This is a genomic window from Desulfovibrio aminophilus DSM 12254 (genome assembly GCF_000422565.1).
Classification (GTDB): Bacteria; Desulfobacterota; Desulfovibrionia; order Desulfovibrionales; family Desulfovibrionaceae; genus Aminidesulfovibrio; species Aminidesulfovibrio aminophilus.
In genome coordinates this window covers 1-25,291 of the sequence record NZ_AUMA01000016.1, presented here as the reverse complement: position 1 = coordinate 25,291, position 25,291 = coordinate 1, and the positions used below count along the sequence as shown (strand labels likewise).

31 protein-coding genes are annotated in these 25,291 nt (G+C 68.7%); 25 read left to right on the top strand and 6 right to left on the bottom strand.

The window, feature by feature from the left end; genetic code table 11:
- Nucleotides 1-44 precede the first annotated feature (44 nt).
- From H587_RS0110735 to H587_RS0110715, 5 genes are all read left to right on the top strand, one after another.
- On the top strand, nt 45-305 hold the full coding sequence (locus tag H587_RS0110735; protein WP_034609242.1) for an AtpZ/AtpI family protein: 261 nt from the start codon (nt 45-47) through the stop codon (nt 303-305).
- Nucleotides 302-715, top strand: a complete 414-nt coding sequence (locus tag H587_RS0110730) for an ATP synthase subunit I (RefSeq protein WP_051202679.1) — start codon at nt 302-304, stop codon at nt 713-715. Before H587_RS0110735 ends, H587_RS0110730 begins: the two co-directional genes overlap by 4 nt.
- A gap of 5 nt (nt 716-720) precedes the next feature.
- Nucleotides 721-1,410 carry a F0F1 ATP synthase subunit A gene (atpB, locus tag H587_RS0110725; RefSeq protein WP_027176269.1) on the top strand — a complete coding sequence of 230 codons (690 nt, stop codon included), beginning with the start codon at nt 721-723 and terminating at the stop codon, nt 1,408-1,410.
- A gap of 53 nt (nt 1,411-1,463) precedes the next feature.
- Nucleotides 1,464-1,787: an ATP synthase F0 subunit C gene (locus H587_RS0110720; RefSeq protein WP_027176268.1), complete on the top strand. Its 324-nt coding sequence runs from the start codon at nt 1,464-1,466 to the stop codon at nt 1,785-1,787.
- Nucleotides 1,788-1,878: 91 nt separating this feature from the next.
- On the top strand, nt 1,879-2,511 hold the full coding sequence (locus tag H587_RS0110715) for a redox-sensing transcriptional repressor Rex (protein WP_027176267.1): 633 nt from the start codon (nt 1,879-1,881) through the stop codon (nt 2,509-2,511).
- Nucleotides 2,512-2,577: 66 nt separating this feature from the next.
- Here the strand turns inward: H587_RS0110715 and H587_RS18255 are convergent, their stop codons facing one another.
- Both H587_RS18255 and H587_RS0110705 read right to left on the bottom strand, forming a co-directional pair.
- Nucleotides 2,578-3,942, bottom strand: a complete 1,365-nt coding sequence (locus H587_RS18255) for a sensor histidine kinase (RefSeq protein ID WP_051202676.1) — start codon at nt 3,940-3,942, stop codon at nt 2,578-2,580.
- A 5-nt stretch (nt 3,943-3,947) separates the two neighbouring features.
- Complete coding sequence (locus H587_RS0110705) at nt 3,948-4,634, bottom strand: response regulator (protein WP_027176266.1); 687 nt, start codon at nt 4,632-4,634, stop codon at nt 3,948-3,950.
- 304 nt (nt 4,635-4,938) lie between these two features.
- On the opposite strand from H587_RS0110705, the gene H587_RS0110700 reads away from it, so the two are divergent.
- The 7 genes from H587_RS0110700 to H587_RS0110670 all read left to right on the top strand — a co-directional run bounded on the left by H587_RS0110700 (nt 4,939) and on the right by H587_RS0110670 (nt 11,690).
- A complete protein-coding gene (locus H587_RS0110700) occupies nt 4,939-5,145 on the top strand; it encodes a hypothetical protein (RefSeq protein WP_027176265.1) in 207 nt (68 codons plus the stop codon).
- A gap of 166 nt (nt 5,146-5,311) precedes the next feature.
- A complete protein-coding gene (locus tag H587_RS0110695; RefSeq protein WP_027176264.1) occupies nt 5,312-6,814 on the top strand; it encodes a benzoate-CoA ligase family protein in 1,503 nt (500 codons plus the stop codon).
- A gap of 15 nt (nt 6,815-6,829) precedes the next feature.
- A complete protein-coding gene (locus H587_RS18250) occupies nt 6,830-7,069 on the top strand; it encodes an acyl carrier protein (RefSeq protein ID WP_027176263.1) in 240 nt (79 codons plus the stop codon).
- A gap of 1 nt (nt 7,070) precedes the next feature.
- Nucleotides 7,071-8,108 carry a hypothetical protein gene (locus H587_RS0110685; RefSeq protein ID WP_027176262.1) on the top strand — a complete coding sequence of 346 codons (1,038 nt, stop codon included), beginning with the start codon at nt 7,071-7,073 and terminating at the stop codon, nt 8,106-8,108.
- On the top strand, nt 8,105-10,384 hold the full coding sequence (locus H587_RS0110680) for a xanthine dehydrogenase family protein molybdopterin-binding subunit (protein WP_027176261.1): 2,280 nt from the start codon (nt 8,105-8,107) through the stop codon (nt 10,382-10,384). The genes H587_RS0110685 and H587_RS0110680 overlap by 4 nt, the downstream gene beginning before the upstream one ends.
- Nucleotides 10,381-10,860, top strand: coding sequence for a (2Fe-2S)-binding protein (locus tag H587_RS0110675; RefSeq protein WP_027176260.1), 480 nt, complete (start codon nt 10,381-10,383; stop codon nt 10,858-10,860). The genes H587_RS0110680 and H587_RS0110675 overlap by 4 nt, the downstream gene beginning before the upstream one ends.
- Nucleotides 10,857-11,690, top strand: a complete 834-nt coding sequence (locus tag H587_RS0110670) for an FAD binding domain-containing protein (RefSeq protein ID WP_027176259.1) — start codon at nt 10,857-10,859, stop codon at nt 11,688-11,690. The genes H587_RS0110675 and H587_RS0110670 overlap by 4 nt, the downstream gene beginning before the upstream one ends.
- On the opposite strand, the gene H587_RS0110665 is transcribed toward H587_RS0110670, so the two are convergent.
- On the bottom strand, nt 11,687-12,871 hold the full coding sequence (locus H587_RS0110665; protein ID WP_027176258.1) for an MFS transporter: 1,185 nt from the start codon (nt 12,869-12,871) through the stop codon (nt 11,687-11,689). The genes H587_RS0110670 and H587_RS0110665 overlap by 4 nt on opposite strands.
- A gap of 119 nt (nt 12,872-12,990) precedes the next feature.
- Here H587_RS0110665 and argS point away from each other — a divergent pair, with 119 nt between their 5' ends.
- The 7 genes from argS to H587_RS0110630 all read left to right on the top strand — a co-directional run bounded on the left by argS (nt 12,991) and on the right by H587_RS0110630 (nt 18,942).
- A complete protein-coding gene (gene argS / locus H587_RS0110660) occupies nt 12,991-14,634 on the top strand; it encodes an arginine--tRNA ligase (protein WP_027176257.1) in 1,644 nt (547 codons plus the stop codon).
- Between the two features lie 13 nt (nt 14,635-14,647).
- A complete protein-coding gene (locus tag H587_RS19715) occupies nt 14,648-15,424 on the top strand; it encodes an SPOR domain-containing protein (RefSeq protein ID WP_027176256.1) in 777 nt (258 codons plus the stop codon).
- Between the two features lie 169 nt (nt 15,425-15,593).
- The gene (locus tag H587_RS19710; protein WP_169432773.1) at nt 15,594-16,976 is read left to right on the top strand and encodes a sensor histidine kinase; all 1,383 of its coding nucleotides are present in this window, start codon (nt 15,594-15,596) and stop codon (nt 16,974-16,976) included.
- A 78-nt stretch (nt 16,977-17,054) separates the two neighbouring features.
- Nucleotides 17,055-17,510, top strand: coding sequence for an Hsp20/alpha crystallin family protein (locus tag H587_RS0110645; RefSeq protein WP_027176255.1), 456 nt, complete (start codon nt 17,055-17,057; stop codon nt 17,508-17,510).
- Between the two features lie 46 nt (nt 17,511-17,556).
- On the top strand, nt 17,557-18,216 hold the full coding sequence (locus H587_RS0110640; protein WP_027176254.1) for a metallophosphoesterase: 660 nt from the start codon (nt 17,557-17,559) through the stop codon (nt 18,214-18,216).
- Nucleotides 18,217-18,218: 2 nt separating this feature from the next.
- Entirely contained in the window at nt 18,219-18,692 is a 474-nt protein-coding gene (locus H587_RS0110635) for a 23S rRNA (pseudouridine(1915)-N(3))-methyltransferase RlmH (RefSeq protein WP_027176253.1), read from the top strand.
- Between the two features lie 28 nt (nt 18,693-18,720).
- Entirely contained in the window at nt 18,721-18,942 is a 222-nt protein-coding gene (locus H587_RS0110630; RefSeq protein ID WP_324351877.1) for a hypothetical protein, read from the top strand.
- On the opposite strand, the gene rsmG is transcribed toward H587_RS0110630, so the two are convergent.
- Together rsmG and radA are read right to left on the bottom strand one after the other, a co-directional pair.
- Entirely contained in the window at nt 18,903-19,562 is a 660-nt protein-coding gene (rsmG, locus tag H587_RS0110625) for a 16S rRNA (guanine(527)-N(7))-methyltransferase RsmG (protein WP_051202673.1), read from the bottom strand. The genes H587_RS0110630 and rsmG overlap by 40 nt on opposite strands.
- Nucleotides 19,563-19,623: 61 nt before the next feature.
- The gene (gene radA, locus H587_RS0110620; protein WP_027176250.1) at nt 19,624-20,940 is read right to left on the bottom strand and encodes a DNA repair protein RadA; all 1,317 of its coding nucleotides are present in this window, start codon (nt 20,938-20,940) and stop codon (nt 19,624-19,626) included.
- A 123-nt stretch (nt 20,941-21,063) separates the two neighbouring features.
- Between radA and H587_RS0110615 the strand changes: the two genes are divergently transcribed.
- The 6 genes from H587_RS0110615 to H587_RS0110590 all read left to right on the top strand — a co-directional run bounded on the left by H587_RS0110615 (nt 21,064) and on the right by H587_RS0110590 (nt 24,882).
- Nucleotides 21,064-21,381 (top strand): ArsR/SmtB family transcription factor, encoded by a 318-nt coding sequence (locus H587_RS0110615; RefSeq protein ID WP_027176249.1) that lies wholly within the window; start codon nt 21,064-21,066, stop codon nt 21,379-21,381.
- 8 nt (nt 21,382-21,389) lie between these two features.
- A complete protein-coding gene (locus H587_RS0110610; RefSeq protein WP_027176248.1) occupies nt 21,390-22,475 on the top strand; it encodes a permease in 1,086 nt (361 codons plus the stop codon).
- Nucleotides 22,476-22,644: 169 nt separating this feature from the next.
- Nucleotides 22,645-23,268, top strand: a complete 624-nt coding sequence (locus H587_RS18230) for a tetratricopeptide repeat protein (protein WP_051202671.1) — start codon at nt 22,645-22,647, stop codon at nt 23,266-23,268.
- A gap of 22 nt (nt 23,269-23,290) precedes the next feature.
- Complete coding sequence (locus tag H587_RS0110600) at nt 23,291-23,524, top strand: thioredoxin family protein (RefSeq protein WP_027176247.1); 234 nt, start codon at nt 23,291-23,293, stop codon at nt 23,522-23,524.
- Nucleotides 23,525-23,606: 82 nt separating this feature from the next.
- Nucleotides 23,607-24,314: a cytochrome c biogenesis CcdA family protein gene (locus H587_RS0110595; protein ID WP_027176246.1), complete on the top strand. Its 708-nt coding sequence runs from the start codon at nt 23,607-23,609 to the stop codon at nt 24,312-24,314.
- A gap of 121 nt (nt 24,315-24,435) precedes the next feature.
- On the top strand, nt 24,436-24,882 hold the full coding sequence (locus H587_RS0110590) for a thioredoxin family protein (protein ID WP_245560865.1): 447 nt from the start codon (nt 24,436-24,438) through the stop codon (nt 24,880-24,882).
- Nucleotides 24,883-24,964: 82 nt separating this feature from the next.
- On the opposite strand, the gene H587_RS18225 is transcribed toward H587_RS0110590, so the two are convergent.
- On the bottom strand, nt 24,965-25,291 hold a 327-nt coding region (locus H587_RS18225), incomplete at its 5' end, for a DUF3426 domain-containing protein (RefSeq protein WP_034609239.1).

Sequence of the window (25,291 nt, the reverse complement as noted above, 5' to 3'; positions counted from 1 at the left end):
GTCCGCCCAGCGTCGGGCCAAGGCGCGAGGAACGGTGGGATCTTTTGAAGCTTGATTTTCTGAAAGACGCCGGGGGGCTCTTGTCCACGGCGGGCACGATGGGGCTGCACCTCGTATCGGGCACCTTCGTCGGGTTCGCCATCGGTTGGCTCCTCGACAGGTGGCTGGGCACCGACCCGTGGCTTCTGCTCATCTTTCTCATCTTGGGTATTGTCGCCGGGTTCATGAACGTGTACCGGGATGCCCAGAGGATGCAGGAGAATGAGAGACGCGAGCGCGAGGGCGGCGGGGAGCGCAAGCCATGATCCGGCGTCTTGACCGCGCCCTGGCCGCCCGGGGGTTCGACAACCCCGGCACTCGGCGGCTCGTGCGAATCGTGATCCTCACGGCCCTGGCCGTTTCGGTCGCGGCGCTGGTGGTCACGGGGTTTTCAGCTTGGGGGTTTTCCTGCGCCGCCGGAGCGGGCCTGATGCTTTTCAACTTCTGGCATCTGGCCAAGGCGGCGAAGGCGTTGATGTTTGTGCGCAAGGGGGGGGCGACTGCCCTTGTGCTGCGGTTTTACGGACGGTTCATCCTGACGGGCGTGTGTCTGGCGGTCCTGGTGGGCTGGCTTGAGGCGCCTGTGGGCGGGCTTTTGACGGGACTATCCACCGTGATCGCGGGCGCCGTCATCTGGGGCGTCACGGGCATGGGGCAGAAAGCGAAGGAGGCGTAGGGAGTATGGCTGCTGGTGGATTGGCACATCCGCTTTTGTACATGGAGATCCTGAACAAGGCTCTGGGCACGACCATTCCGCTTCACGTCTGGTACACGTGGTTGGCCATGGCCATCCTCTTCACCTGCGGTCTGCTCATCCGCAGCCGGGTGAGCCTAGTGCCGGGGGGGTTGCAGAACCTCTTCGAGGTCATCGTCGGAGGGTTGGAGGACTTCGTGGTCGCCAACCTCGGCGAGGGCGGCCGCAAGGTCTTCCCCGTGCTCATCACGATCTTCGTCTTCATCCTGACCATGAACTACCTCGGCCTCATTCCGGGGTGCGACGCTCCCACGGCGAACGTCAACACCAACGCCGCCATGGCCATTTTCGTCTTCCTTTACTACCACTATATCGGCATCAAGAAATGGGGCTTCGGCTACATCAAACACTTCATGGGCCCGGTGGCCTTCCTGGCCCCGCTCATGCTCGTGCTCGAGATCGTCAGCCACCTCGCCCGGCCGCTGTCGCTCACTCTGCGACTCTTCGGCAACATCCGCGGTGAGGAAATCGTGCTCGTGCTTCTCTTCACCCTGGCTCCGGTGGTCGGCACCCTGCCCATGTACTTCCTGTTCATCCTGGGCAAGACCATTCAGGCTTTCATCTTCTTCATGCTGGCGACCATCTACCTGAAGGGATCCATGGATCACGCGCACTAGATTGGGGGAAATGGCCTTTCGGCCGAAACAATAACTGTTTGGAGGAAACTCTCATGCGTAAAGTGACGACCATCGTTCTGAGCACCCTGGCCATGGTTCTGTCCGCCGGTCTGGCCTTCGCCGCTGACGGCGCTCCCGCCGTCGGCCCCGTGGCCGCTTGGGCCACTGCCTGCGGCATGGGCTTCGCCGCCGGTCTCTGCGGCATCGGTCAGGGCCTGGGCCTGAAGGGCGCCTGCGAAGGCACCGCCCGCAACCCCGAGGCCAGCGGCAAGATCCAGGTCATGCTCATCCTCGGTCTGGCCTTCATCGAGTCCCTGGCCATTTACGCCCTGGTCGTGAACCTGATCCTGCTCTTCGTGAAGCCCCTGGGCGCCTAGTATCCGCATCTCAAGGGGGGAGGTTCGCGCCTCCCCCCTTTCGCCCCAGGCCTTGTCCTAAAATTCACATAACTCCGGACATCCGCGGCACGTGAAAAGCGAACACATCCCCAAGGCCACCATTGGCCGCCTAGCCGTTTACATTCAGGTGCTGGAAAACCTGAAGCACGACGGCGTGGAAATCATCTCGTCCGAGGCCCTGGCTCAGGCCTGCTCCGTGAACTCGTCACAGATCCGCAAGGATCTTGCTTACTTCGGCGAGTTCGGGGTGCGCGGCGTGGGCTACTACGTGCAGGAACTCATCACCTCCATCAAGCAGTCCCTGGGCATCGACCGCATCTGGAACTGCGCCCTGGTGGGGGTGGGCAATCTGGGCCGAGCGCTGCTGCGCCACCGCGAATTCAGCCGCAAGGGCTTCGCCATCAAGGTGGCCTTCGACTGCGACCCCTACAAGATCGGTGAGCTGGTGGAGGGACTGGAAGTCATCTGCACCCGCAAGACCAAGGAGAAAATCCGCGAATACGGCCTGGAGATCGGCATCATCACCACTCCACCGGAGCGGGCCCAGCGCGCCGCCAACTACTTGGTGGACGGCGGCATCAAGGGCATCATCAACTACGCGCCTTCGCGCATTCAGGTGCCGGACCACATTCCCGTGGAGTACGTGGATTTCTTCCACCATCTCTACGCCGTGGCCTTCGAAATCAAGCTGAACGAAAAGTAGCCCTTTCGGGCCTCGCGGATCGTCGCGTCCGGGAACCGTGGTGGTTTCCGGCGCGTTTTCGTTTTTTCAGGCCCGGGGCAGGGTGAAGAAGAAGGACGTGCCGCCCGCCGCGCCCGGGGGAGGGCTCTCCACCCGGATGTCGCCGCCCATGCTCTTCAGGGTGTGGCGGCAGATGGCCAGCCCGAGCCCGGTGCTGCCGTGCTCGTTGCGGCGGTGTTTCTGTACGCTGTAGAAGCGTTCGAAAACCCGGGACAGATCCTTCTTGGGGATGCCCGGGCCCTCGTCGCGCACCTCGAACTCCACGAATTCCCCCGCCTCGCGGGCCGAGACGGTCACGGGCCGGTACTCCGGTCCGAATTTCACGGCGTTTTCCAGCAGGTTGCGGAAGATTCGCGTGACGTGCTCGGGGTCACCCAGCACGGGCGGCAGGTCGTCAGGCAGGGCGTCGGTCAGGTCCAAGCCCTTGCGCCGAGCCAGAGGTTCCACCGCATCCCAGGCCCGGCGCAACGAATCCCGGGCGTGCAAGGAGTCGCGCCGACCGGCGTCCTTGCCCGCCTCGATGCGCGAAAGCGAGAGCAGATCCTCGACCATCTTGGCCATGTGGTCGGCGTTGCGCAGGACGACCTCCAGGAAGCGTCGCGCGACGTCCGGTGGGGGATCCCCGGTGAGGAGCGTCTCGGCATAGCCCTTGATGGCCGTGAGCGGCGTACGCAACTCATGGCTGACGTTGGCCGCGAAGTCCCGGCGCACGGCCTCCAGCCGCTTGATCTCGCTCACGTCGTGGAAGACCAGGACCGCGCCGAGCCCCGGTCCGGCCTCCGGCGGGCGGACCATGTTCACCGTCAGGACGCGTCCGTCGTCCTGTGTCATGGTCAGGCTGGTCGAGATCGGCCCCGCGGCGCGAAGGAGTTCAGCGCAGGCGTCGGACAACTCGGGTTGGGGCAGTATCTCCAACAGACTTCGCCCCGGCCGTTCCTTGGCTCCGGGCAACATGGCCTCCAGTACGCGGTTCATGCTCCGCACCCGGCCCTCGCCGTCCAGGACCAGAACCCCCCCGGGCATGCCGTTGAGCACGGCTTGCAGCCGTTCACGGCGGGCCTCGGCCGCGCGCAGATCGTCCGCCATCCGTCTTTCGGCCCGTGGCAGGGCCGCGGCCATTTCCCGCAACTCGGGCAGCACGGGGAGTTCCGGTTCCGGGCCCCCGGTTCCGAGACGGTCAAGGCCGCGTGCCAGGATCGCGACCTGGGCGCGCAGGGGGCGCAGGAGCAGTCCGGCCAGGAACAGGGCGGCGGGAAACAGCAGGGCGACGAGGATCGCCGACGGCAGGAGTGGTGGGTGCGGAAGCAGAATTCCGGCGACCGCCCCGGCCAGCATGGCGGTCCAGAGGGCCGCGCCGAGGCGCAGGGCGAGCGTGGGCCGGGCGGCGCTCATGGCGGTCAGCTCTTGAAGCGATAGCCCACGCCGCGAACGGTCTCGATCCAGTCCGCGAAGTCGCCGAGCTTCTGGCGCAGGCGGCGGATGTGGGTGTCCACGGTGCGCGAGTAGCCCTCGAAGTGGGTATCCCAGACCATGTCCAGGAGATGGTCGCGGGTCTGGACCTTGCCCCTGCCTCGGATGAGCTCGGAGAGGAGCTTGAACTCCGTGGCCGTGAGCGGCACGCGGTCGTCGCGGATGTCCACGGTGTGCGCGCCGAAGTCCACGCGCAGGCCGTCCTCCTCCCAGAGTTCGTCGGAGCCGCCGTCCTCGCCCGGGGTGCGTCGCAGCACGGCCTTGATGCGCAGGGACAGTTCGCGCGGGCTGAAGGGCTTGACCACATAGTCGTCGGCCCCCAGTTCCAGGCCGACGATGCGGTCCACCTCCTCGCCCCGGGCCGTGAGCATGATCACCGGGATGCGCGCGGTTTCCTGATTCTGCTTGAGTCGACGGCAGACCTCCAGGCCGTCCATTCCGGGCAGCATGAGGTCCAGGAGAACGAGGTCGGGCAGGGTGGCGCGGGCCGACTCCAGGCCTTCGTGGCCGTCCGCCGCCGAAACCGTCTTGTAGCCGGCGGCGGCGAGGTTGTACTTCAACAGCTCGCGTGTGTCCTCGTTGTCTTCGATGATGAGGATTGTGGCGTCCGACACGGGCGATCTCCTTCTTGCGGCCGCCAGGGCCGCCTGACAAACGTCATTATCCCGAAACACGGGCCGGATAAAGCCGCCGGTGTGACATTCGCGTGAGATCCGCCGTCTTCCCGTCACCGATTCGTGACATGGGGGGCGGGAGCGCCATCCCCCTGATACGGTCGTCCGGCCGGGAAGGCAATACGGCCGAGGAGTCCCGGAAATTGCGCCCACCCGTATAAAGTGCCCTGGTGAACGGTCGATAAGATGGGCAACAGCGTGCGGCTTCACATGGATCGGAAGCCTGGAACCAGGGAGAGGTGCCGTGTACTACCAGGGATTCGTCAAGAAGTTCCCCTCGGGGAGCAAATACTGGACCATGTACGATGAACAGCTCATCGGGCTGCTTTTTTCGAAGATCATCAACAAATCGCTCTACGGGCTCATGCGTCAGGACGATCCCGTGGACGACATGGTGAACAACCTGTTCGACCTTTGTTTCTACATCAACAAGGATTTCCACGACTGCTGACCGGCCCGGCCTCCTTCCGGGCTGCAATTCCAGATTCGGCCCCGGGGTTTGCGGGAACCCCGGGGCCGAATCCGTTTCGTCGTTCCGCCTTCGGCATGGACTTGCTCCGGCCCTCCTGATAAAAAATCGAAGCGCTTCGGAGCACATCCGAGGCCCAGGGGGAAGCATGACCCACGACGGCAACGCGGCGGCCGCTCTGCTGGCCCGCAACCTGGAGGTCCGCCCGGACAAGACGGCCTATGTCTTCGGCGCGAAAGAACCGTCCTACCGCAGCCTGGCCCGCGATGCGGCGCGCATGGCCCATCTCCTGACGACGCGCGGGGTCGTTCCCGGCGACCGGGTGGCCCTGGCCCTGGAGGACTCCCCGGCCTTCGTCACGGCCTTCCTGGGCACGATCCTGGCGGGCGGCGTGGCCACGGCCATGAACACGACCCTGACCGCCGAGGAGTACGTCCCGATCCTGGAGGACTGCGGCGCGCGGCTTGTCTGCGCCGACCCGGAACACCCGGCCGCCTCCGCCGCCGGGGACCGTCTGATCCCCTGCGCCCGCACCGGTCCGGATCTGGCCGGACTGCCGGACAGCTTCCAGGCCGTGCCCCGGGCCGCCGACGACCTGGCCTTCATGCTCTTCAGCTCCGGCTCCACGGGGCGTCCCAAGGGAGTCCCCCACCGCCAGGGCGACTGCTTCGTGCCCGCCGAGACCTGGGGCCGCCCCATCCTCGGGTTGGACGAGAACAGCCGCATCTTCTCGGCCAGCAAACTCTATTTCGCCTACGGCCTGGAAAGCTCCCTGCTCATCAACCTCTCCGTGGGCGCCACGGCCCTGCTCTTTCCGGACAAGCCCGGACCCTACGAACTGTTCGAGGCCATAGGCTCCTTCCGGCCCACGCATTTCTTTTGCGTGCCCACGCTCTACAACCTCATGCTCCGGGCCCTGGAGCCGGGCATGGACCTTTCCTCGCTCAAGGTCTGCTTCTCGGCGGGCGAGGCCTTGCCGGCGGCGCTCTTCGAGGAGTGGCGTCGGGCCGCCGGGCTGGACCTTGTGGACGGCATCGGCTCCACCGAGGCCTGCAACGTGTTCCTTTCCAATCGGCCGGGGAGCGCGCGGCCGGGCACCTCGGGTCTGCCCGTGCCGGGCTACGAGGCGCGCATAGTGGATCAGGATGGCCGGGATCTCCCTCCGGGCCAGGCCGGAGACCTGCTCGTGCGCGGCCCGGGCATCGCGCCGTACTACTGGAACCGGCCGGACAAGACCCGGGAGACCATGCTCCCGGACGGCTGGCTGCACACCGGCGACGTCTATGTCCGCGACGCGGACGGCTATTATTCGCACCAGGGCCGCAGCGACGACATGATCAAGGCCGGGGCCCACTGGGTGGCCCCCATGCGCGTGGAGGACGCCCTGCGACGGCACCCGGCCGTGCACGAGTGCGCCGTGGCTGCCTGCAAGGTGGAGGGTCTGGACCGGCCGTGCGCCTTCGTGGTGCCGGTCGCCGGGACCGAGCCGGGGCCGGCCCTGGTCCGGGAGCTGCGGGCCCACGCGGCGAAACTCCTCCCCGGCTACATGTGCCCGGTGCGCGTGGAGTTCCGCCGGGATCTGCCCAAGACTCCCACCGGCAAGATTCAGCGCTTCCGGCTGCGGGCCGAGGCCGCCGGAAAAACGAACTGACGAAAGGAGGATCGCATGTCGGTCGACATCAAGGCCTTGCAACAGGCCCTGAAGGACGCTGGAATCGCCCCCGCGAACGGCGACGAGTGGCTGGCGGACGTTCCTTTGCTGCGCCAGGGCCTGGACTCCATCGACTTTCCGGCCTTCATCGCCCTGCTGGAAGACCGCTTCAAGGTGTCCATCTCCGACGCGGAAATGATGCGCCTGCGGACCCTGAACGACTTCGCGGCCTTCCTCGACGGCAAGGCGGGCTGACATGGACCGGAAGGAAGCCCTCGCCCGACTGGCGGCCCTGCCGCCGGTGGAGCCGGACCAGGAATACGCCATCGACCACTTCCGGCCCGAGGACGCCCTGGGGGTCGGGCGGCTCTACTATGAGATTTACGGCGACGCCTATCCCGTGGACACGCCCTACATCCCGGAGCGGTTCGTCGAGGAGACGGCCAAGGGCCACATCCTCTGCGTGGTGGCCCGGACGCCTTCCGGGGACATCCTGGGCGCGTCCAGCGTCTACCGCAGCTCCTCGCCCAACCCCGGCTGCTACGAGATCGGCCAGACGCTCATCCTGCGGGCCTACCGCATGGGCCGCATCGTGTTCCGGCTCTATGACTTCAAGATCCGCAACGTGCTCCCGGACCCCCGCGTGAAAGCGGTCTTCGGCGAGGCGGTCTGCCACCACGTCGTGACCCAGAAGTTCTCCCTGCGCGTGGGCGCGCTGCCCACGGGCCTGGAGTGTTCGCTCATGCCCGAGGCGGCCTACGCAGGCGAGGGCGCCGTGGGCCGGGCCAGCTGTCTCTTTTTCGGCCGGGTGAACCGCGACCGGCATTCCCTGGTGCATACGCCGCCGTGCTACTCCGGGGAGTTGGCCGTCCTGTACCAGGGCCTGAACCTGGACCGCGCGGCCGGACAGCCCCAGGAACCCACGGAGGACTGCGCCAGCTCCATGAAGGTGGAGCACTTCGCCGGGGCCGGGGTGGTGCGCGCTCATCTGTCGCTGGCGGGCGCCGACCTGGCTGAGCGGCTGGATAGCGTCGAGGCCGGGAATCCGGCCGTGGTTCAGGTCTATGTGAACCTGGCCGATCCGGGCTGCCCGTGGGCCGTGGAGCTGCTGCGCGGACGCGGCTGGTTCCTGGGCGGGCTCTGCCCGGCCTGGTTCGTTTCCGACGGCCTGCTCATGCAGAAGCTCGCCGCGCCGCCGGACTTCGACCGCCTTCAGCTCTTCAACGACCGCGCCAGGGCCGTGGTGGACATGGTCCGCGCGGACTACCGCCGCCCCGCCGGGGGAGCCGCGTGAGCGGACGTTTCCCGCGCGTGGACGCCCTGTCCAAGGCCTGCGGCGCGGAGCGCTTCGCCGCCGACCACTATCCGGAGGGCTGCCTTTGGGCCGGGGCCTTCCGCCCCGGCGCGGCCCACGCTCGGGTTCTGGCCGTGCACACGGCAGAGGCCCTGGCCCTGCCCGGGGTGCTCCAGGTGCTCACGGCGGCCGACGTGCCTGGAACGAACCTTCAGGGCATCGTGCACAAGGACCAGCCCGTGCTCTGCGGGGACGTGGTGCGCCACGCGGGCGACCCCGTGGCCCTGGTCCTGGCCGAGTCCAGGGAGGCCCTGGAGCGGGCCCTGGGACTGCTGCGCGCGGACCTGGAGCCCCTGCCCGCGGTCTTCGATCCGCGCGAGGCCATGCGGCCGGGCGCGCCTCGGGTGCATGCGGGCCGCGAGGGCGGCAACGTGCTCATGGCCGCCGAGATCCGCAAGGGCGACGCGGCTCGGGCCCTGGCCGCCTGCCCGGTGGTGGTGCGCGGAACCTTCGAGACGCCCCGGCAGGCCCCGGCCTTCCTGGAGACCGAGTGCGGGGTGGCCCGCCGCCTGCCCGACGGCACGCTGGACCTGACCGTGTCCACCCAGTCCCCGTTCCGCGACCGCTTCGAGGTCGCCCAGGCGTTGGGCCTGGACCCGCTGTCCGTCCGCGTTCGCGCGCCTTACCTGGGCGGCGGCTTCGGCGGCAAGGACGGCGCCACGGTGCAGTGCCTCCTGGCCCTGGCCGCGCTTCACGCCGACGGCCGGCCGGTGCGCATGGCCTGGAGCCGGGAGGAGAGCTTCACCGCCGGGTACAAGCGCCATCCCTCTCTTTTGCGTTGCGAGCTGGGCGCGGACCGCGACGGAACGTTGCGCGCGCTGCGCTGCCGCATGGTCCTGGACACCGGGGCCTACGCCCACCTGGGCGGCGAGGTCCTGGAACTGGGCATGGAGCACATGGCCGGACCCTACCGCGTGCCGCACGTGCTCGTGCGCGGCTTCTGCGTCTACACGAACAATCCCGTGTCCGGGGCCATGCGCGGCTTCGGCGTGGCCCAGGCCACCTTCTGCGCCGAGCGCATGATGGACCGCCTGGCCGCCAAGCTGGGCCTGGACCCCCTGGAACTGCGGCTGAAGAACGTCCTGGGCCCCGGCGAGGAGAACGCCTGCGGCGTGCGCCTCACCGGCTCCACCGAGGCCCGGGCCTGCCTGACCGCCCTGCGCGGGCATCCCTTCTGGACCACCCGCCGGGAGTGGGCGGCCCAGGCTCCGGCCCGGACGCGGAGGGGCGTGGCCGTGGCCCTGGCGCACAACGCCATGGGCTACGGCGGCGGCCTGCCGGACATGGCCGCGGCCAAGGTGGAGCTCACCGAGGAGGGCCGTTTTCGGGTCTACTGCGCGGTGAGCGACATGGGCCAGGGCAACGTCGGCGGCCACGCGGTCCTGGCGGCCCAGGCCCTGAACCAGCCACCCGGGGAGCTGGACATGGTGCTCCCGGACACGGAACGCTGCCACCCCTCGGGCTCGTCTTCGGCCGGGCGGACCACCTATACGTTCGGCAACGCCCTGCTCAAGGCCTGCGCCGCCATGACCGACAAGCTGCGGACCCGCGCGGCTCTGTTCCTGCTTTGCGACGATCCCGCGAGCCTGGCCCTGGAGCCCGGGCGGGTGGTCTGGCCCGGCGCGGGCAAGTCCGTGCCCCTGGTCTTCATGGCCCGCTTCCTGCCCCGGGACGACCGGATATGCGTGGCCGAGTTCGTCATGCCCGTGGCCCGCGAAGTCTCCGCCTCGAGCCGGGGTTTCGTGCTGGGTTTCCCGCATCTGCTTTTCGCCTATTCGGCCCATCTGGCCCGGGTGGAGTTGGACGAGCTCACCGGCCGGGTGCGCGTGACGGACTATTTCGCGGTCACCGACGGCGGCGGGGTGGTCCTGGCCCAGGGCTTCGAACAGCAGATCCAGGGCGGCGCGGCCCAGGGCCTGGGCCTGGCCCTCATGGAGGACTGCGCCTCCCGCGACGGCCGTCTGCTCACCCCGGACCTCTCCACCTATCTCGTGCCCACGGCCCTGGACCTGCCGGAGATCGGCTCCCTGGCCGTGCCGTCCCATGAATCGAGCGGCCCCGGAGGGCTCAAGGGCGTGGGCGAGGTGGCCATGGACGCGCCCCTGCCCGCCGTGGCCTCGGCCGTGGAGCAGGCCGCCGGAATCCGCCTGGACGCGGCCCCGCTCACCCCGGAGCGCGTGCTGGCCGCCCTGCGCCGGGCGAGGAAGAACACATGACCATCCGTTTCACGCTCAACGGCCGCCCCGTGGCCCTGGACACCGACCCCGGCCGCCGCGCCGTGGATATCCTGCGCGAGGACCTGGGCGCGCTCTCGGTCAAGGAGGGCTGCGGCACGGGCGAGTGCGGGGCCTGCTCCGTGCTCCTGGACGGTGAACTGAAACTGTCCTGCCTGCTTCTGGCGGCCCAGTTGGAAGGCCGGGAGGTGGTCACCTGCGAGGGCCTGGGCGACCAGGCCGCGCCGCATCCGCTCCAGGCGGCCTTCGCCGAGCACGGGGCCGTGCAGTGCGGGTTCTGCACCCCGGGCATGGTCCTGGCCGCCGAGGCCCTGCTGCGCGAAAATCCGGAGCCGGACCGCGAGGACGTGCGCCGGGGACTGTCCGGCAACCTCTGCCGCTGCACGGGCTACGTGAAGATCGTGGACGCGGTCCAGGCCGCCGCCAGGGAGCGGCGCGGCGGACGGAGGAAGAAATGACCCGGGTGCTCCTGCCCGCGACCCTGCCCGAGCTCTGGGAGGCCCTGGCGGCCTGCCCCGGGGCCCCGCTTCTGGCCGGGGGCACGGACCTGCTCGTGCGCCTGCGGGCGCGGCGGCAACGGCCCGAGGCCCTCGTCGGGCTGGAACGGCTGGCGGAACTGCGGACCATTCGCCGCCAGGGCCGCAGCCTGCGCATCGGGGCCCTGGCCACCCACGCCATGATCGCCGGGCACCCCCTGGTGCTGCGCCACGCCCCGGTCCTGGCTCGGGCCGTGTCCGAGGTGGGCGGCCCGGCCATCCGCAACATGGGCACCCTGGGCGGCAACCTCTGCACCGCCTCGCCAGCCGGGGACAGCCTGCCAGCCCTGGCCGTGCTGGAGGCCCGGGTGGAGCTGCTTTCCGCCGGGGGAACGCGCCTTCTGCCGCTGTCCGGATTCCTGCTCGGCCCCGGTCGCACGGCTCTGGCCCCGGGCGAGATCGTCGGCGCGGTCCGGGTTCCCCTGGCCGCCGATTTTCAGGTGCAGCATTTCGAGAAGGTGGGCCGCCGCGCGGCCCTGGCCATCGCGGTGGTCAGTCTGGCCGTTCTGGCCCGGCTGGAGAAGGGCGTGGTGGCCGAGGCCCGGCTGGCCGTGGGCTCGGCCGCGCCCACTGTGCTGCGCTGCCCCGAGGCAGAGGAACTGCTGCGCGGCGGCCGCCTGACGCTCTCGGCCCTGGAGCGCGCCGCCAAGGCCGTGCGCGCGGCCGTGCGGCCCATCGACGACGCCCGCGCCTCGGCCGGGTACCGCCGTCAGGTGGCCGGGAACCTGCTCCTGCGTCTGGCCGACCTCTAGCCCGCCGATTCCCTGGTCCGCGCGGCCAGAACCCAGCACAGGCCCACGGCCGCCGTCAGGCCGCAGACCTGATAGACTCCTTCCAGGGACACTCCCCGGGCCAGGAGCAGGCCGCCCAGCAGCGGACCGAGGGCCGTGCCCGCGTCCATGGCGAAGAGGAAGAGGTTCAGGACCACCCCGCGCAGGTCCGGCGGCGTGGCCAGGAAGAGCGAGGCGTTCAGCATGGGCATGGCCACGCCCAGGCAGAGGCCGTAGAGCGCGGCCAGGGCCAGCAGGGAGGCCCCGCCCCGGGCCAGGCCCAGGGACCAGAGGCAGAGGGCCAGCCCGGCCAGGGCCAGGGCCGTCACCGGGCCCTTGGGCAGGCGGTCGAAGAGTCGGCCGAAGAACAGACGCGCGGCGATGGTCGCGGCCATGGACACGCTGAAGAACAGGCCGGGATCGTCCAGGCCCGCGTCCAGGGCCAGTCGTTTGATGAAGAAAGTCACCGGCGTGGTGGCCAGGAAGAGGAAGAGCGCGGCGGTCAGGAGCCGGGGCACGCCGGGCAGGCGCAATCCGGCCAGGGTCTTGGAGCCCGTCGCCGCGGGCGGCGCGGCCGGGGCCTGCCGGGCCAGCCGTCGTCCCAGGGGCAGAAGGAACAGGGCCGAGGGCAGGCAGAGGATCGCGGCCCAGGCGTAGACCAGGGCCTCGTCGCCCAGGACGCGCAAAAGCGCCTCCACCAGCGGAGGCACCAGGGCGAAGGGCAGGAGCGTGGCCACGGTGTAGACCCCGAAACCCTGGCCGCTGCGCTCCCGGGGCAGGACGTGGGCCAGGAGCACCGTCACCGAGGAGACCAGGACCACGAAGCCCGCGCCGTGCAGGAGCCGCACCAGGGCCAGGGGCCAGACGCTCCGGGCCAGGGGATAGGAGAGCAGGGCCAGGGCCACGGCCGCCAGCCCGGCCAGGGCCGCGCGGGTGGAGTTCCAGGGCGTCAGGCGGGGGCCCAGGAACGGCCGCAGGACGAGCGCCGCCATGGGCTCCAGGGCCAGCAGCGGGCCGCGCCAGTCCGGGGGCAGGCCCAGGCGCTGCATGTAGACGTGGAAGCTGTAGAACATGGCGATGTTGGCGAAGCCGAACAGGGTCACCAGGCAGAGGACCACGAAGTCGTAGGTGCACAGCGGCGGCAGGGGGCGGGAATCGTCCATCATGGCTCGGGCATGCACCATGCCCGAGGCCCGGTCAAGCGGGCTTCCGGGGCGGGGATTTCCAGCCGGGTCGAAAGATGGTACACGGCCCGGACCGTTTGCGAGCAAGGAGCCTTTTGATGAACGCGAAACAGTACATCGAGGAGCGGCTGCGGGGCATCCTGGAGGGCAAGGGCTGGAGCTGGCCGGACAAGGCCGTGATCGAGCCGCCCAAGGACCGCAGGTTCGGCGACCTTTCGGCCAACGTGGCCATGATGCTGGCCGCCCAGGCCAAGAAGAACCCCCGCCAGGTGGCCGAGGAGATCCGGGCCGAGCTGGCCCAGGTTCCGGACGTGGCCTCCGTGGAGGTGGCCGGTCCCGGCTTCCTCAACGTGACCCTGGCCCCGAGCTTCTGGCGCAAGGTTCTGGTGGAGGTTTTGGAGGCGGGCGACGCCTTCGGCGTCTCGGAGCTGGGCAAGGGCCGCAAGATCCAGGTGGAGTACGTCTCGGCCAACCCCACGGGCCCGCTGCACATCGGCCACGGCCGGGGCGCGGCCCTGGGCGACTCCCTGTCGCGCATCCTGGCCAAGGCCGGCTTCGAGGTGGAGCGCGAATACTACATCAACGACGCGGGCCGCCAGATGCGCATCCTGGGCGAGTCCATCTGGGTCCGTCTGCAACAGGCCCAGGGGCGGCCCGTGCCGGACCCCGAGGACTTCTATCGCGGCGACTACATCAAGGACATCGCCGCCGAGGTCCTGGCCAAACACCCGGACATCCTTTCCCGTCCCGAGGCCGAGGCCGTGGACCTCTGCTACGACTACGGCATGAACAGCATCCTGGACGGGATCAAGCAGGACTTGAACGACTTCCGCGTGGGCCACGACGTCTGGTTCTCGGAGAAGAGCCTGCTGGCCGAAGGCCTGGTGGACATGGCCTTCGCCTTCCTCAAGGAGCGCGGCCTGGCCTACGAGCGGGACGGGGCCTTCTGGTTCAAGACCACGATGCTCGGCGACGACAAGGACCGCGTGCTGCGCAAGTCCACGGGCGAGCTGACCTATTTCGCCTCGGACATCGCCTATCACTACCACAAGTACCGCCGGGGCTTCGACATCGTGGTGGACATCTGGGGCGCGGATCACCACGGCTACGTGCCGCGCATGCAGGCCGCCGTGGAGGCCTTGGGCCACAAGGGCAAGCTGGCCGTGATCCTGGTCCAGCTGGTGAACCTCCTGCGCGGCGGTGAGCAGATCGCCATGAGCACCCGCGCCGGACAGTTCGAAACCCTGCGCGACGTGATCGACGAGGTGGGCGCGGACGCGGCCCGCTTCATGTTCCTTTCGCGCAAGAGCGACAGCAAGCTGGACTTCGATCTGGACCTGGTCAAGCAGAAGAGCATGGACAATCCGGTGTACTACGTGCAGTACGCCCACGCGCGCATCCGTTCGCTCATGCGCAAGGCCGCCGAGCAGGATCTGGCCCCGGCCGGGGCCGACCCCGGGGCGCTGGAACTGCTGGACATGGCCGAGGACCTGGAGCTCATGCGGCTCATGTCCCGGCTGAGGGACACCGTGGAATCGGCGGCCCAGAGCTTCAGCCCGCACCTGATCAGCTATTATCTCCAGGAACTTGCTTCAAGTCTCCACAAATACTATACCTTGCATCATGTGCTTTCCGCCGGGGCGCCGTTGTGCCGGGCCCGTCTCCTGCTCCTGGACTGCGTGGCGCGGGTGTTGAGGAACGGGTTGGACCTGTTGGGCGTCTCGGCGCCGGAATCCATGTAGGAAGACGCCGCGCATGAACCAGATGAAGAAAGTTCCGGCCCGCAAGGGCGAACCCAAGACCTACTCCTATACCTTCGCCCTGCCGCAGCTGGTGGGCCTGGGCGCGGGGCTGGCCGTGGCCCTGACCGTGTTCTTCGTGCTCGGCATCCTCATCGGCCGGGGCTACCGGCCCGAGGCCGAGGTGCCGGAGCTGGCGCGCATCATGCCCGTGCCGGTCCCGGCCAACGCCACGGCCCCGGAGCCCCAGGTGCTCAAGCCCGAGGAGCTGCACTACATGGAGCAGCTGACCCAGACCTCGGGCGCGGCCAAGGGCCAGAAGGCCGAGGCTCCCAAACCCGAACCCAAGCCCGAGGCCAAGACTCCGGCAAAGGACGACAAGAAGACCAAGGCGGAAGCCGACGCCAAGGCCAAGGCCGACGCCGAGGCCAAGGCCAAGGCCGTGGAAGCCGTGCGCGCCTCGGAAAAGGCCAAGGTCCAGAAGGCCGAAGCCCAGAAGCCCAAGCCCGAGGCCAAGGCCCCGGCCAGGGATCAGAACGGCGAGGGGGTCTTCGATTACGTCTACCAGGCCGCGGCCTTCAAGGACCGCGACCCGGCCGAGGCGTTGCGCCGCCGCATCGAGGGCACGGGGCTGAAGACCGCCCTGGAGACGGCCAACGAGAGCAGCGGCACATGGTACCGCGTGATGGTCATCTACCGCGGCACGCCCAGCAGCACGGACGACATGCGCGAGAAGCTCCGTTCCGTGGGCCTGGGCCGCCCGATCATGAAGAGCAAGAAGCCCGCCCGCTAGGGCCCCGGCCGCCAAGAACCATTCCGGGGCCGCTTCCGCCGCGCGCGGGGCGGCCCTTTTTGTTCCGCCGGATGTTCCGCTCCGCATGGACAGCCCGCTTCTTCCGGGCTATTATCGTGTTATGGGTGGAAATCGTTTGTCCGTGTTTCGGGCGGTCTGGAAAATTCCCTTGATCTACGCGGCCCTGGCCGCCTTGTGGATCGTCTTTTCCGACGCCGCCGTGGAGATGCTGGCGGGCGGTCCGGCCATGCTTTCGCGCATGCAGACCTGGAAGGGCTGGTTCTTCGTGGTCTGCACGGCCCTGCTCCTGGCGGGCCTGCTCTGGCGGGAATACGGCAGGCTCATGGCCCACCAGCGCGAGTTGGAGCGGCTGACCCGGCTCTACGCGGTGCTCAGCCAAGTGAATCAGGCCATCGTGCGCGAAAAGGATCGCGAACGTCTGTTTCAGGACATCTGTCGCATTGCCGTGGAGTTCGGGGCCTTTCGCCTGGCCTTCGTGGCCGAGGCCGCCGGGGAGTCGGGCGGGCTGCGGCTCCTGGCCTGGGCGGGAACCGGCGCGGCGGCCCCCTCGCTTGCGCCTGGGGACGGCTGCCCGGCGGCCGAGGTCGTGGCCTCGGGGGAGCCCTGGATCATCCGCGACCTGCGCCTCGCGTCCTCCGCGCCCTGGATCGATGCGGCCCTGGCCCAAGGCTGCCGCTCCCTGGCCGCCGTTCCGGTCATGGTCCGCGACAGCGCCGCCGTGGCCATCGCCTTCTGCTCCGGGGAGCCGGACTTCTTCCGCGAACAGGAGGCGTCGCTGGTGCGTGAGATCGCCCTGGACGTGGGTTTCGCCCTGGAGGCCATGGAACGCCGCGAACTGCACGTCCGGGCCGAGGAGGCCCTGCGCGCCTCCCTGCGCCAGAAGGACGTCCTCCTGCGGGAGGTGCATCACCGGGTCAAGAACAATCTCCAGCTCGTGCAGAGCCTGCTCAATCTCCAGGGCCTGCGCTACGAGAACGCGGCCGACCGGACCATGCTTTCCGAAAGCCTGGAGCGGGTGCAGACCATGGGCCGGGCCCACGACGTGCTCTCCCGCTCCGGGGACGTGACCCGCGTGTGCCTGCGGACCTACATTCGCGAACTGGCCCAGGCCCTGTCCCGGCGGCACGACCCCGAGGGGCGGGTGCGGCTGGAGATCTTCCAGGACGACGCGGTGCTCGGCCTGGATCAGGCCGTGCCGTGCGGCCTGCTGGCGGGCGAACTCATCGCCAACGCCCTGCGCCACGCCTTCCCGGGCGACCGGAGCGGAACCCTGCGGGTGGATTTCCGGCGGGAGGGCGACCGGGCCGTGTTCGGCGTGCGCGACGACGGCGTGGGCCTGCCCGCGCGGCTGGATCCGGAACAGTCGGACAGCCTGGGCCTGGTGCTCGTGCAGGCCTTGTCCGAGCAACTCGGCGGGCGGCCGCGCTGGGATCGGGAGCGGGGCACGGGCTTCGAACTGGTCTTCGATCTGACGCCCATTGAGCCCGCCCGTCTGGCCGACGCTCCAGCGGCCTGTCCTTCCTCGTTTTAAACAGGAGTCGGTTGACTTTTCAACAGCCCGCCTTATTTCCCTCTCACATCAAAATACCCCCAAAAAGGAGGAGAGCATATGTTCAAGCGTTTTCTTCCTGAGTTGCGGGATCGTTCCATGACCACCCGCCGTCCGGCCAGCCTGTTCGACCTCATGGAGGACTTCTGGAAATCGCCCTTCGAGGGCTTTCCGGGTATGCCCCTGCGCGACATGGCCTATCCGGCCGTGGACGTGAGCGAGGACGAGAAGGAGATCACGGTCAAGGCCGAGCTGCCCGGCCTGGAGGCCAAGGACGTGGAACTCTCCCTGGAGAACAACGTGTTGTTCATCAAGGGCGAGAAGAAGTTCGAGGGCGAGGAGAAGAAGGAGAACTACCACCGCATCGAGCGCAGCTACGGCAGTTTCGTGCGCTCCGTGCCCTTGCCTCGCGAGGTGAAATCGGAGAAGGTCAAGGCCAAGTTCGACAAGGGCGTGCTCACCGTGAGCCTGCCCAAGGCCGAAAAGACCACGACCCGAACCATCGCCATCGAGTAGCGCTCCCGGGCCCCCTCCGAGGGCTCGGGGCCGAGGAGAGGGCTTCATGTACTGGATCGCTTTCGGAGACGTTCACGAAGACCTGAGCGCTCTCCCCCGCATTCCGGGCCTGTCGGAGGCCCGGGGCGTCATCGTCACCGGCGACATGACCAACAAGGGCGGCGCGGCCGAGGCTCGCCGCGTCATCGAGGCCGTCCGGGCCGCGAATTCCAGCGTCCTGGCCCAGATCGGCAACATGGACACGGCCGCGGCCCACGACTACCTCGTGGCCGAGGGCCTCAACATCCATCTGGAGACGCGCGAACTCGCGCCCGGCCTGGGCCTCATGGGGGTCGGCTTCTCCAACCCCACGCCCTTCGGCACGCCCAGCGAGGCCGGCGAGGAGCAGCTCGAGGCCTGGCTGGACCAGACCTTCGAGCGCGCCCGGGCCTTCGAGCGCGTGGTGGCCGTGATCCATACCCCGCCGCTGAACACCAAGGCCGACCGCCTGGGCTCGGGCGTGTCGGTGGGCAGTCCGGCGGTGCGCCGCTTTCTGGAGCGAGCCCAGCCCGAGGTCTGCCTTACCGGGCATATCCACGAGTCCCGCGCCGAGGACCGCCTCGGCCGGACCCTGATCCTCAATCCCGGCATGTTGGCCCACGGCGGCTACGTCCGCCTGGACTACGAGGACGGACGCCTCTCGGCCCGGCTGCTTTCGGTGGACTGAGCGTGGCGGTCGGCGCGCGTTTTCTCTGGGTGGGGCGTCTCAAGGAGCCCTTTTTCCGCGACGCGGCCGCCCACTACCTGACCCGGCTCAAGCCCCTGCTGGCCTGGGAGGAGACCGTGGCCAAGGACGCCCCGGGCAAGCTGCCCCCGGCGGAGAAGAGCGCCCGCGAGGCCAAGGCCTTGCTGGACGCCCTGGGCCCCAAGGATTTCGTGATCTGCCTGGACGAGCGCGGGAGCGAGCTGTCCTCCCGCGAACTGGCGGGCAAGCTGCGACAGTGGACCGAAGACCCGAACTCGAAACCCTGCTTCGTGGTGGGCGGGGCCTACGGCCTGACCGACGAACTGCGCGCCCGCGCCCGCTTCCTTTGGAGCCTGGGGCGCATGACCCTGCCCCACGAGTTGGCCCGGGTGGTGCTCCTGGAGCAGGTCTACCGGGCGGCGACCATCATCAGGGGCCTGCCCTACCATCACGACTAGGCCCCATCATCACGACTAGGAAGGAAACATGCTGCTGGACCTGGAGTATCTGAACAAGATCGAGTCCTTCATGGACTCCGGCGACCTCGCCTTCGAGTTCGAGAACGGCGACGAGGACAAGCGCCTGCTCATCCTGGAGTTCCTGGAGAAGTTCATGGACGTGGCCGAGAAGGCGGACGCCCTGGCCACGAAGCTCATCTTCCGTGACGGCTACATGGAGCTGCTGGCCGGGAGCACGGACCAGAAGTAGCGCGATTTTCCGGCCACGTCGTACTCCCGCTCCGCTTCCAGCCGCCATGCCTCCGGCAGCTCCGGCGCGGGCTCGTTGGCCAGGATCGCCACCCGGCCGCCCGGGGCGAGCATGGGCCGGGCCAGGGGCAGGAGCTCGGTCCAGGGCATGAAGGCCCGGCTCAGCACGAGGTCGGCCGGACCCAGCTTTTGGGCCGCGTCCTCGGCCCTGCCTCCAAACACGAAGGTTCCTGGCAGCTTGAGCGTGCCCAGGGCGAGGCGCAGGAAGGTGATGCGCTTCTCGCGCACCTCCACCAGATGGTACTCCCCCCGTTCCCACAACACTCGCAGCGGAATCCCAGGCAGGCCCGCGCCCGCGCCCAGGTCCAGGCATCGCGGGGCCTCGGGCAGCGCCAGCCCTTCCAGGAATCCCGCCAGGTGGATGCTGTCCACCACCAGGGTGGCGAACATGGCGCGCCATTCCCGGGGGCCCACCAGGTTGGTGAGCCGGTTCCACTTTTCCAGCAACTCCAGATAGGCCGCCAGCTTCCCGGCTTGGTCCCCATCCAGGACCAGTCCCAGCTTCCCGGCCTCCTCCAGCACCGCCTCGGTTTCTATTCCCACTTTCTTCTCTCTTTTCATGCCGGGTCCAGGGTCCGCCGGACCCTGGCGGGGGGCCGGGGCCGGAGCCCCCGCATCCCTCCTACTCCCCTCTTCCGAACAGCTTCCGCTGCACGTCCACGAGGGTCTTGCAGACTCCGGGATGCACGGGCTCATAGCCCAGGCGCTGGGCCTGGCGCAGCCGGACCTCGTGGCCCGGGGCCGGGCGCACCTGGCCGTTGAGGTCCACCTCGCCCCAGAACACGGCCGCCTCGGGCAGGGGCCGGTCGTAGAACGAGGAGAGGACCGCCGCCACCAGGGCCAGGTCCATGCCCGGGTCGCGCAGGGCCAGGCCCGCGCCGGTCTTGGCGTAGATGTCGGACTGGGCCAGATTGAGCCGCAGCCGCCGCTCGACCACGGCCAGGAGCAGGTTCAGGCGGTTCGTGTCGAAGCCCAGGGCCACCCGCCGGGGAATGGCCAGGTAGGTTTTCGACGCCAGGGCCTGGAGCTCCACGGCGAAGGGCCGCTGGCCGTCCACGGCCAGGGCGACCGCCGTGCCGGGCAGGGAGGCGTCGCGGGCCGAGAGGAAGAAGGTCGAGGGATCGTCCACGATCTCCAGGCCCTGTTCGCGCATGGTGAAGACCACCAGCTCGTCGCTGGGGCCGAAGCGGTTCTTGAGCACGCGCAGGAGCCGGGCGGCCAGCTGGCGGTCGCCCTCCAGGTAGAGCACGGTGTCCACCATGTGCTCCAGAAGCTTGGGGCCGGCGATCTGGCCATCCTTGGTCACGTGGCCCACGAGCACGAGGGTCGCGCCGGTCTTCTTCACAGCCTCCACCAGTTCGCCGGACACGGCCCGGACCTGGGAGACGCTGCCGGGGATGCCGTCGGCCTGGGGCGAGGCCAGGGTCTGCACCGAATCCACGATGAGCAGATCCGGCGGCTCGGGGTCGGCCAGCACGGCCAGGGCGTCCTCGGTGCGGGTGGAGGAGAGGGCCAGGAGGCCGGGGCCGAGCAGACCCAGGCGCTCGGCGCGGGCCTTGAGCTGGGGCAGACTCTCCTCGCCGGAGAGATAGACGGCCTTGCGGCCCAGGGCGGCCTGTCGTCCGGCCAGTTGGAGCAGCAGGGTGGACTTGCCGATGCCCGGCTCGCCGCCCAGGAGCACGGCCCCGCCGGGAACGAGCCCCTTGCCGAGCACGGCGTCCAGGGCCGCGAAGCCCGTGCCCCGGGCCGTGAGGTCGATCGCGTCGACCTCCTCCAGGAGCAGGGGGGCGGAGGCGGAACGCCCGGCGGCGCGGCCGGTCTTTTTGGCCACCTCCACCGCGGCGAGGGTGTTCCATTCCCCGCAGGACGGGCATTGGCCCTGCCAGCGCGGGGACTGGCCGCCGCAGGCCGAACAGCGGAATATTTCCTTGGTCTTCATCGGGTTCCTCGGGCGCGGGACGTTGGGGCGCGGGCATGCGCGGGAAAAACCATGCCCCAGAACCCGGGCCTTGACAACGGGATATTTTTGGCTATTTTGCCAAATAGACAAACGAGGAGCCCCATGCCTGACGAAATGCAACGCTACGAGGCCCGCGCGGCCGTGTTCAAGGCCCTGGGCCACCCGGCCCGGCTGCTCATGGTGGACGCCCTGGCCAAGGGCGAACGATGCGTCTGCGACCTGACCGCCCTGGTGGGCGCGGACGTGTCCACGGTGTCCAAGCATCTGGCCGTGCTGCGCGAGGCCGGGGTGGTGGAGTCGCGCAAGGAAGGCGCGAACGTGTTCTATCGGCTGGCCCTGGCCTGCGTGCCGGGGTTCATTTCCTGCGTGGACGCCCACCTGCGCCAGGGCGCCCTGGAACGCATCACCCAACTGGCCTGAGGACGACGATGAAGGATCTGCCCATGAGCGGGGCCTGCTGCGCGGGCTCCAAGATGACGAAGAAGGCGGACAGGAGCGGCCTGAGCCCGGTCGAATGGCTGCTGGGCCTGGCGGCGCTGGCGCTCTGGTTCCTGGTCTACCGCAACCTGCAGGGGGCGGCCTCCTGGCTCACGTCCCGGATACCCGGAGTGGAGCCGGGGACGCGTCTCTTCTCGTCCGTGGAGTTCTTCCTCTACGACACGCCCAAGGTGCTCCTGTTGCTGACCCTGGTGGTCTTCGGCGTGGGCATCGTCCGCTCCTTCTTCACCCCGGAACGCACCCGCAAGCTTTTGGCCGGGCGGCGAGAGTCCGTGGGCAACGTCCTGGCAGCCTGTCTGGGCATCGTCACCCCCTTTTGCTCCTGCTCGGCCGTGCCGCTGTTCATCGGCTTCGTCACCGCCGGGGTGCCCCTGGGCGTGACCTTCTCCTTCCTCATCTCCGCGCCCATGATCAACGAGATCGCGGTGGTCCTGCTTTACGGCCTGCTGGGCTGGAAGGTGGCCGCCCTGTACATGGGCACGGGCCTGGCCGTGGCCGTGGTCGCGGGCTGGGTCATCGGCAGGCTCGGGCTGGAGAATCACGTGGAGGACTGGGTGCGGACGATCCGCGCCGGAGAGGGCCCCGCCGAGGAGGAGAAGACCTTCCGCCAGCGGGTGGCCTACGGCCTCATGGCCGTGCGCGACATCCTGGGCCGGGTCTGGATCTACGTGGTGGCGGGCATCGCGGTCGGCGCGGGCATCCACGGCTACGTGCCCGAGGGCTTCATGGCCGGGATCATGGGCAAGGCCGCCTGGTGGAGCGTTCCGGCCGCCGTGGCCGTGGGCATCCCCATGTATTCCAACGCGGCGGGCATCGTGCCCGTGGTGGAGGCCCTGCTGGGCAAGGGCGCGGCCCTGGGCACGGTGCTGGCCTTCATGATGTCGGTGATCGCCCTGTCCCTGCCGGAGGTGGTCATCCTGCGCAAGGTGCTCAAGCCCCGGCTCATCGCCGCCTTCCTGGGCGTGGTCGGCGGTGGCGTCCTGCTGGTGGGCTGGCTCTTCAACCTCGTGCTCTGAGGATGTGCGGGAACTTGCGCATGCTGCACGAAAAAGTTTTGCACAACTCCCCGTCATTCAGACCAACACGCTGGAAAGATGGTGTTTTTTCTGGGGTACGGGTTTTGCTTGGGCGGGGCGGCGCGGTCTGTTCCGCGCACATTTCCGCACATCGACGAGGAGCATGAGGATGAAACAGCCGACGCAGACGAAACAGGCCAAGCGGTTCGGGTGGCCGGAACTGCTGCTCACCGCTTTGGCAGCCCTGCTGGTGGGCTTCTACGCCGGGACGGTGTTCGTGGACGCCTACCGCGCGGACAAGGCCGGGAGCGCGCCCACGGCCCAGACCCAGACTCCGGCGGCCCGGGCCGAGGACGAGAGCCACGAGGCGGAGCGGGCCCGGATCACGATCCTGGAGCGGCAGGTCGCGGCCAAGCCGGACGACCTGGCGGCCTGGATCGAGCTGGGCAACCTGGCCTTCGACACCCATCAGCCGAACAAGGCCGCGCCCGCCTACGAGGCCGCCCTGAAGCTGGACCCCAGGAACCCGGACGTCTGGACCGACCTGGGCATCATGTACCGCGATCTCGGCCGGTTCCGGGATGCGGTGACGGCCTTCGACAAGGCTGTGGCCCTGGACCCGGGGCACGACAACGCCCGTTTCAACAAGGGCGTGGTGCTGTTGCACGATCTCAAGGACCGCGACGGGGCCCTGGAGGCCTGGGAAGGGCTGGTGCGGGTGAATCCCCTGGCCCAAACCCCGGACGGCCGTCCGCTGGTCGACGTGATCGCGGAAACCCGCAAGGCGCGCTGAGGCGCGAACATCGGAGGGAAAAATGGAGATCAAGGTTCTGGGGCCGGGTTGTCCCAAATGCGCGGAGGCCGAAAAGGTGGTCCGTGAGGCCGTGGCCGCCGCCGGAATCGATGCCGACGTGGAGAAGATCACCGACTTCCAGCAGATGATGCGCTACGGGGTCATGAGCACTCCGGCCGTGGTCGTGGACGGCGTGGTCAAGGTGACGGGCCGGGCGCCTTCCCGTGACGAGGTTCTGGGCTGGATCGGAAAGTGACTGGATGCGGCCCGGGAGGGCGCGTGCCTGCTGGACGGCCTGACGCCGGGGGCGTGGATACTTCCCTAGCGAGGTGAGCGGCGTGCTTCAGGACTTCTTTCTGGCCGTCAACGGCTGGATGAGCGGCGGCCTGCTGTGGGCCGCCCTGGGCTGTTTCCTCTGGGGCGTGGCGAGCGTCCTGTTCAGTCCCTGCCACCTGGCCTCCATTCCGCTCATCGTGGGTTACGTGGGCGGCCAGGATCGCCTTCTCGGGGGCCGTCAGGCCGCGCAATACGCCGTGCTGTTCACCTGCGGCCTGTTTGTGACCATCGCGGCCGTTGGGCTCGTCTGCGCCTTGCTGGGCCGGATGCTCGGGGCCGTGGGGCCGTGGTGGACCGTCCTTGTGGGCGGCATCCTCATCTGGGTGGCCCTGGACATGCTCGGAGTCGTCAGATGTGGGCTCGGCGGCGGCCTCATGGGCCGCTTCCGACTGCGCGGACGCTTCGGAGCCCTCGTCCTAGGCTTGGCCTACGGCGTGCTCTCGGGGTCCTGCACCTTCGGTTTCATCGCCCCCATCCTGGCCGTGATCACGGTGCAGCGGCGAGTCGCGGACGGCGTCCTGCTCATCCTGCTCTTCGGCCTCGGCCACTGCCTGCCCATCGCCCTTGCCGGGAGTTCCGCGGCCACGACGCGCAGGCTTCTGGAGAACGCGTCCATGCGGGAGGGCGGCCGCTGGTTCCGCCGCGCGGCTGGGGCCCTGGTGGCGGGCATGGGGATCTATTTCGTGATCCGGCCGTTTTTTCAGACATAGAGGGTCGGACGTGCGCGGGAGGCTTTCGGGGGGTCTGGTCCCCGTCATGCCATGACGCACCCCGGGCACTCGTCCACATGATGATTTTTCCAACGACGCCAACATGAAAGGGAGCGCCACAGTGAACACGGGCAAGGGAAATGGTCTCATGGGCGGGGCCTTCGCGGTCCTCCTGGTCGCGGTGCTGGTGGGGGTATACGCGTTCGGGAAACGGGCGGAGGCTCCGGCCTCGGCCCAGACGCCGCCGCGATCCGCCGTTCAGGCCGCCGGCGTTCCGACGGTCCCCGCGCCGGGCATGGTCACCATGCTGGACGTCGGGGCCACGGAATGCATCCCCTGCAAGATGATGGCTCCGATCATCGAGGAGCTGAGGGTGGAGTATGAGGGCCGGGCCGCCGTGCTGTTCATTGACGTCTGGAAACACCCTGAACAGGGCGCTCGCTTTGGCGTCCAGGGCATTCCCACCCAGATATTCTACGACGCCGGGGGGCGGGAGGTGGGCCGCCACGTCGGCTTTCTGGACAAGGAGAGCATCCGGGACACGTTCGCCAAGCTCGGCGTGCGCTGAACCTGAAGGCTCCGATGAAAAAAAACAGGCGGGCCGCCGGAACTTCCGGCGGGCCGGCTCTTCTTTTCATCGGACGGAATGCCTATTGGGCCGGGTCGCGGGCGTCGATGACCTTGACCCCGAACTCCTTGATGTTCTTGGGCGGGTTGAAGAACACGATCATGAACGGCGTGTCCATGCCCGGCTTGAGGAAGGTGTTGTTGGAGAGCACGCCCACCTCGGAGGTCAGGCCGGTGTTGATCTCCTCCTCGGTCTGAACCTGGAGCTGGAGCTGCGAGAGCGTGTTGCCGCAGAGCATCTGCTTGCTGCCCAGGACGTTGCCGTTCGCGTCGTAGAGGGCCGCCTCCACGCGGATGTGCTCCTTGGGGGAGTCGAAGGTGTTCACGGCCTTGCCCTCGATGACGAACAC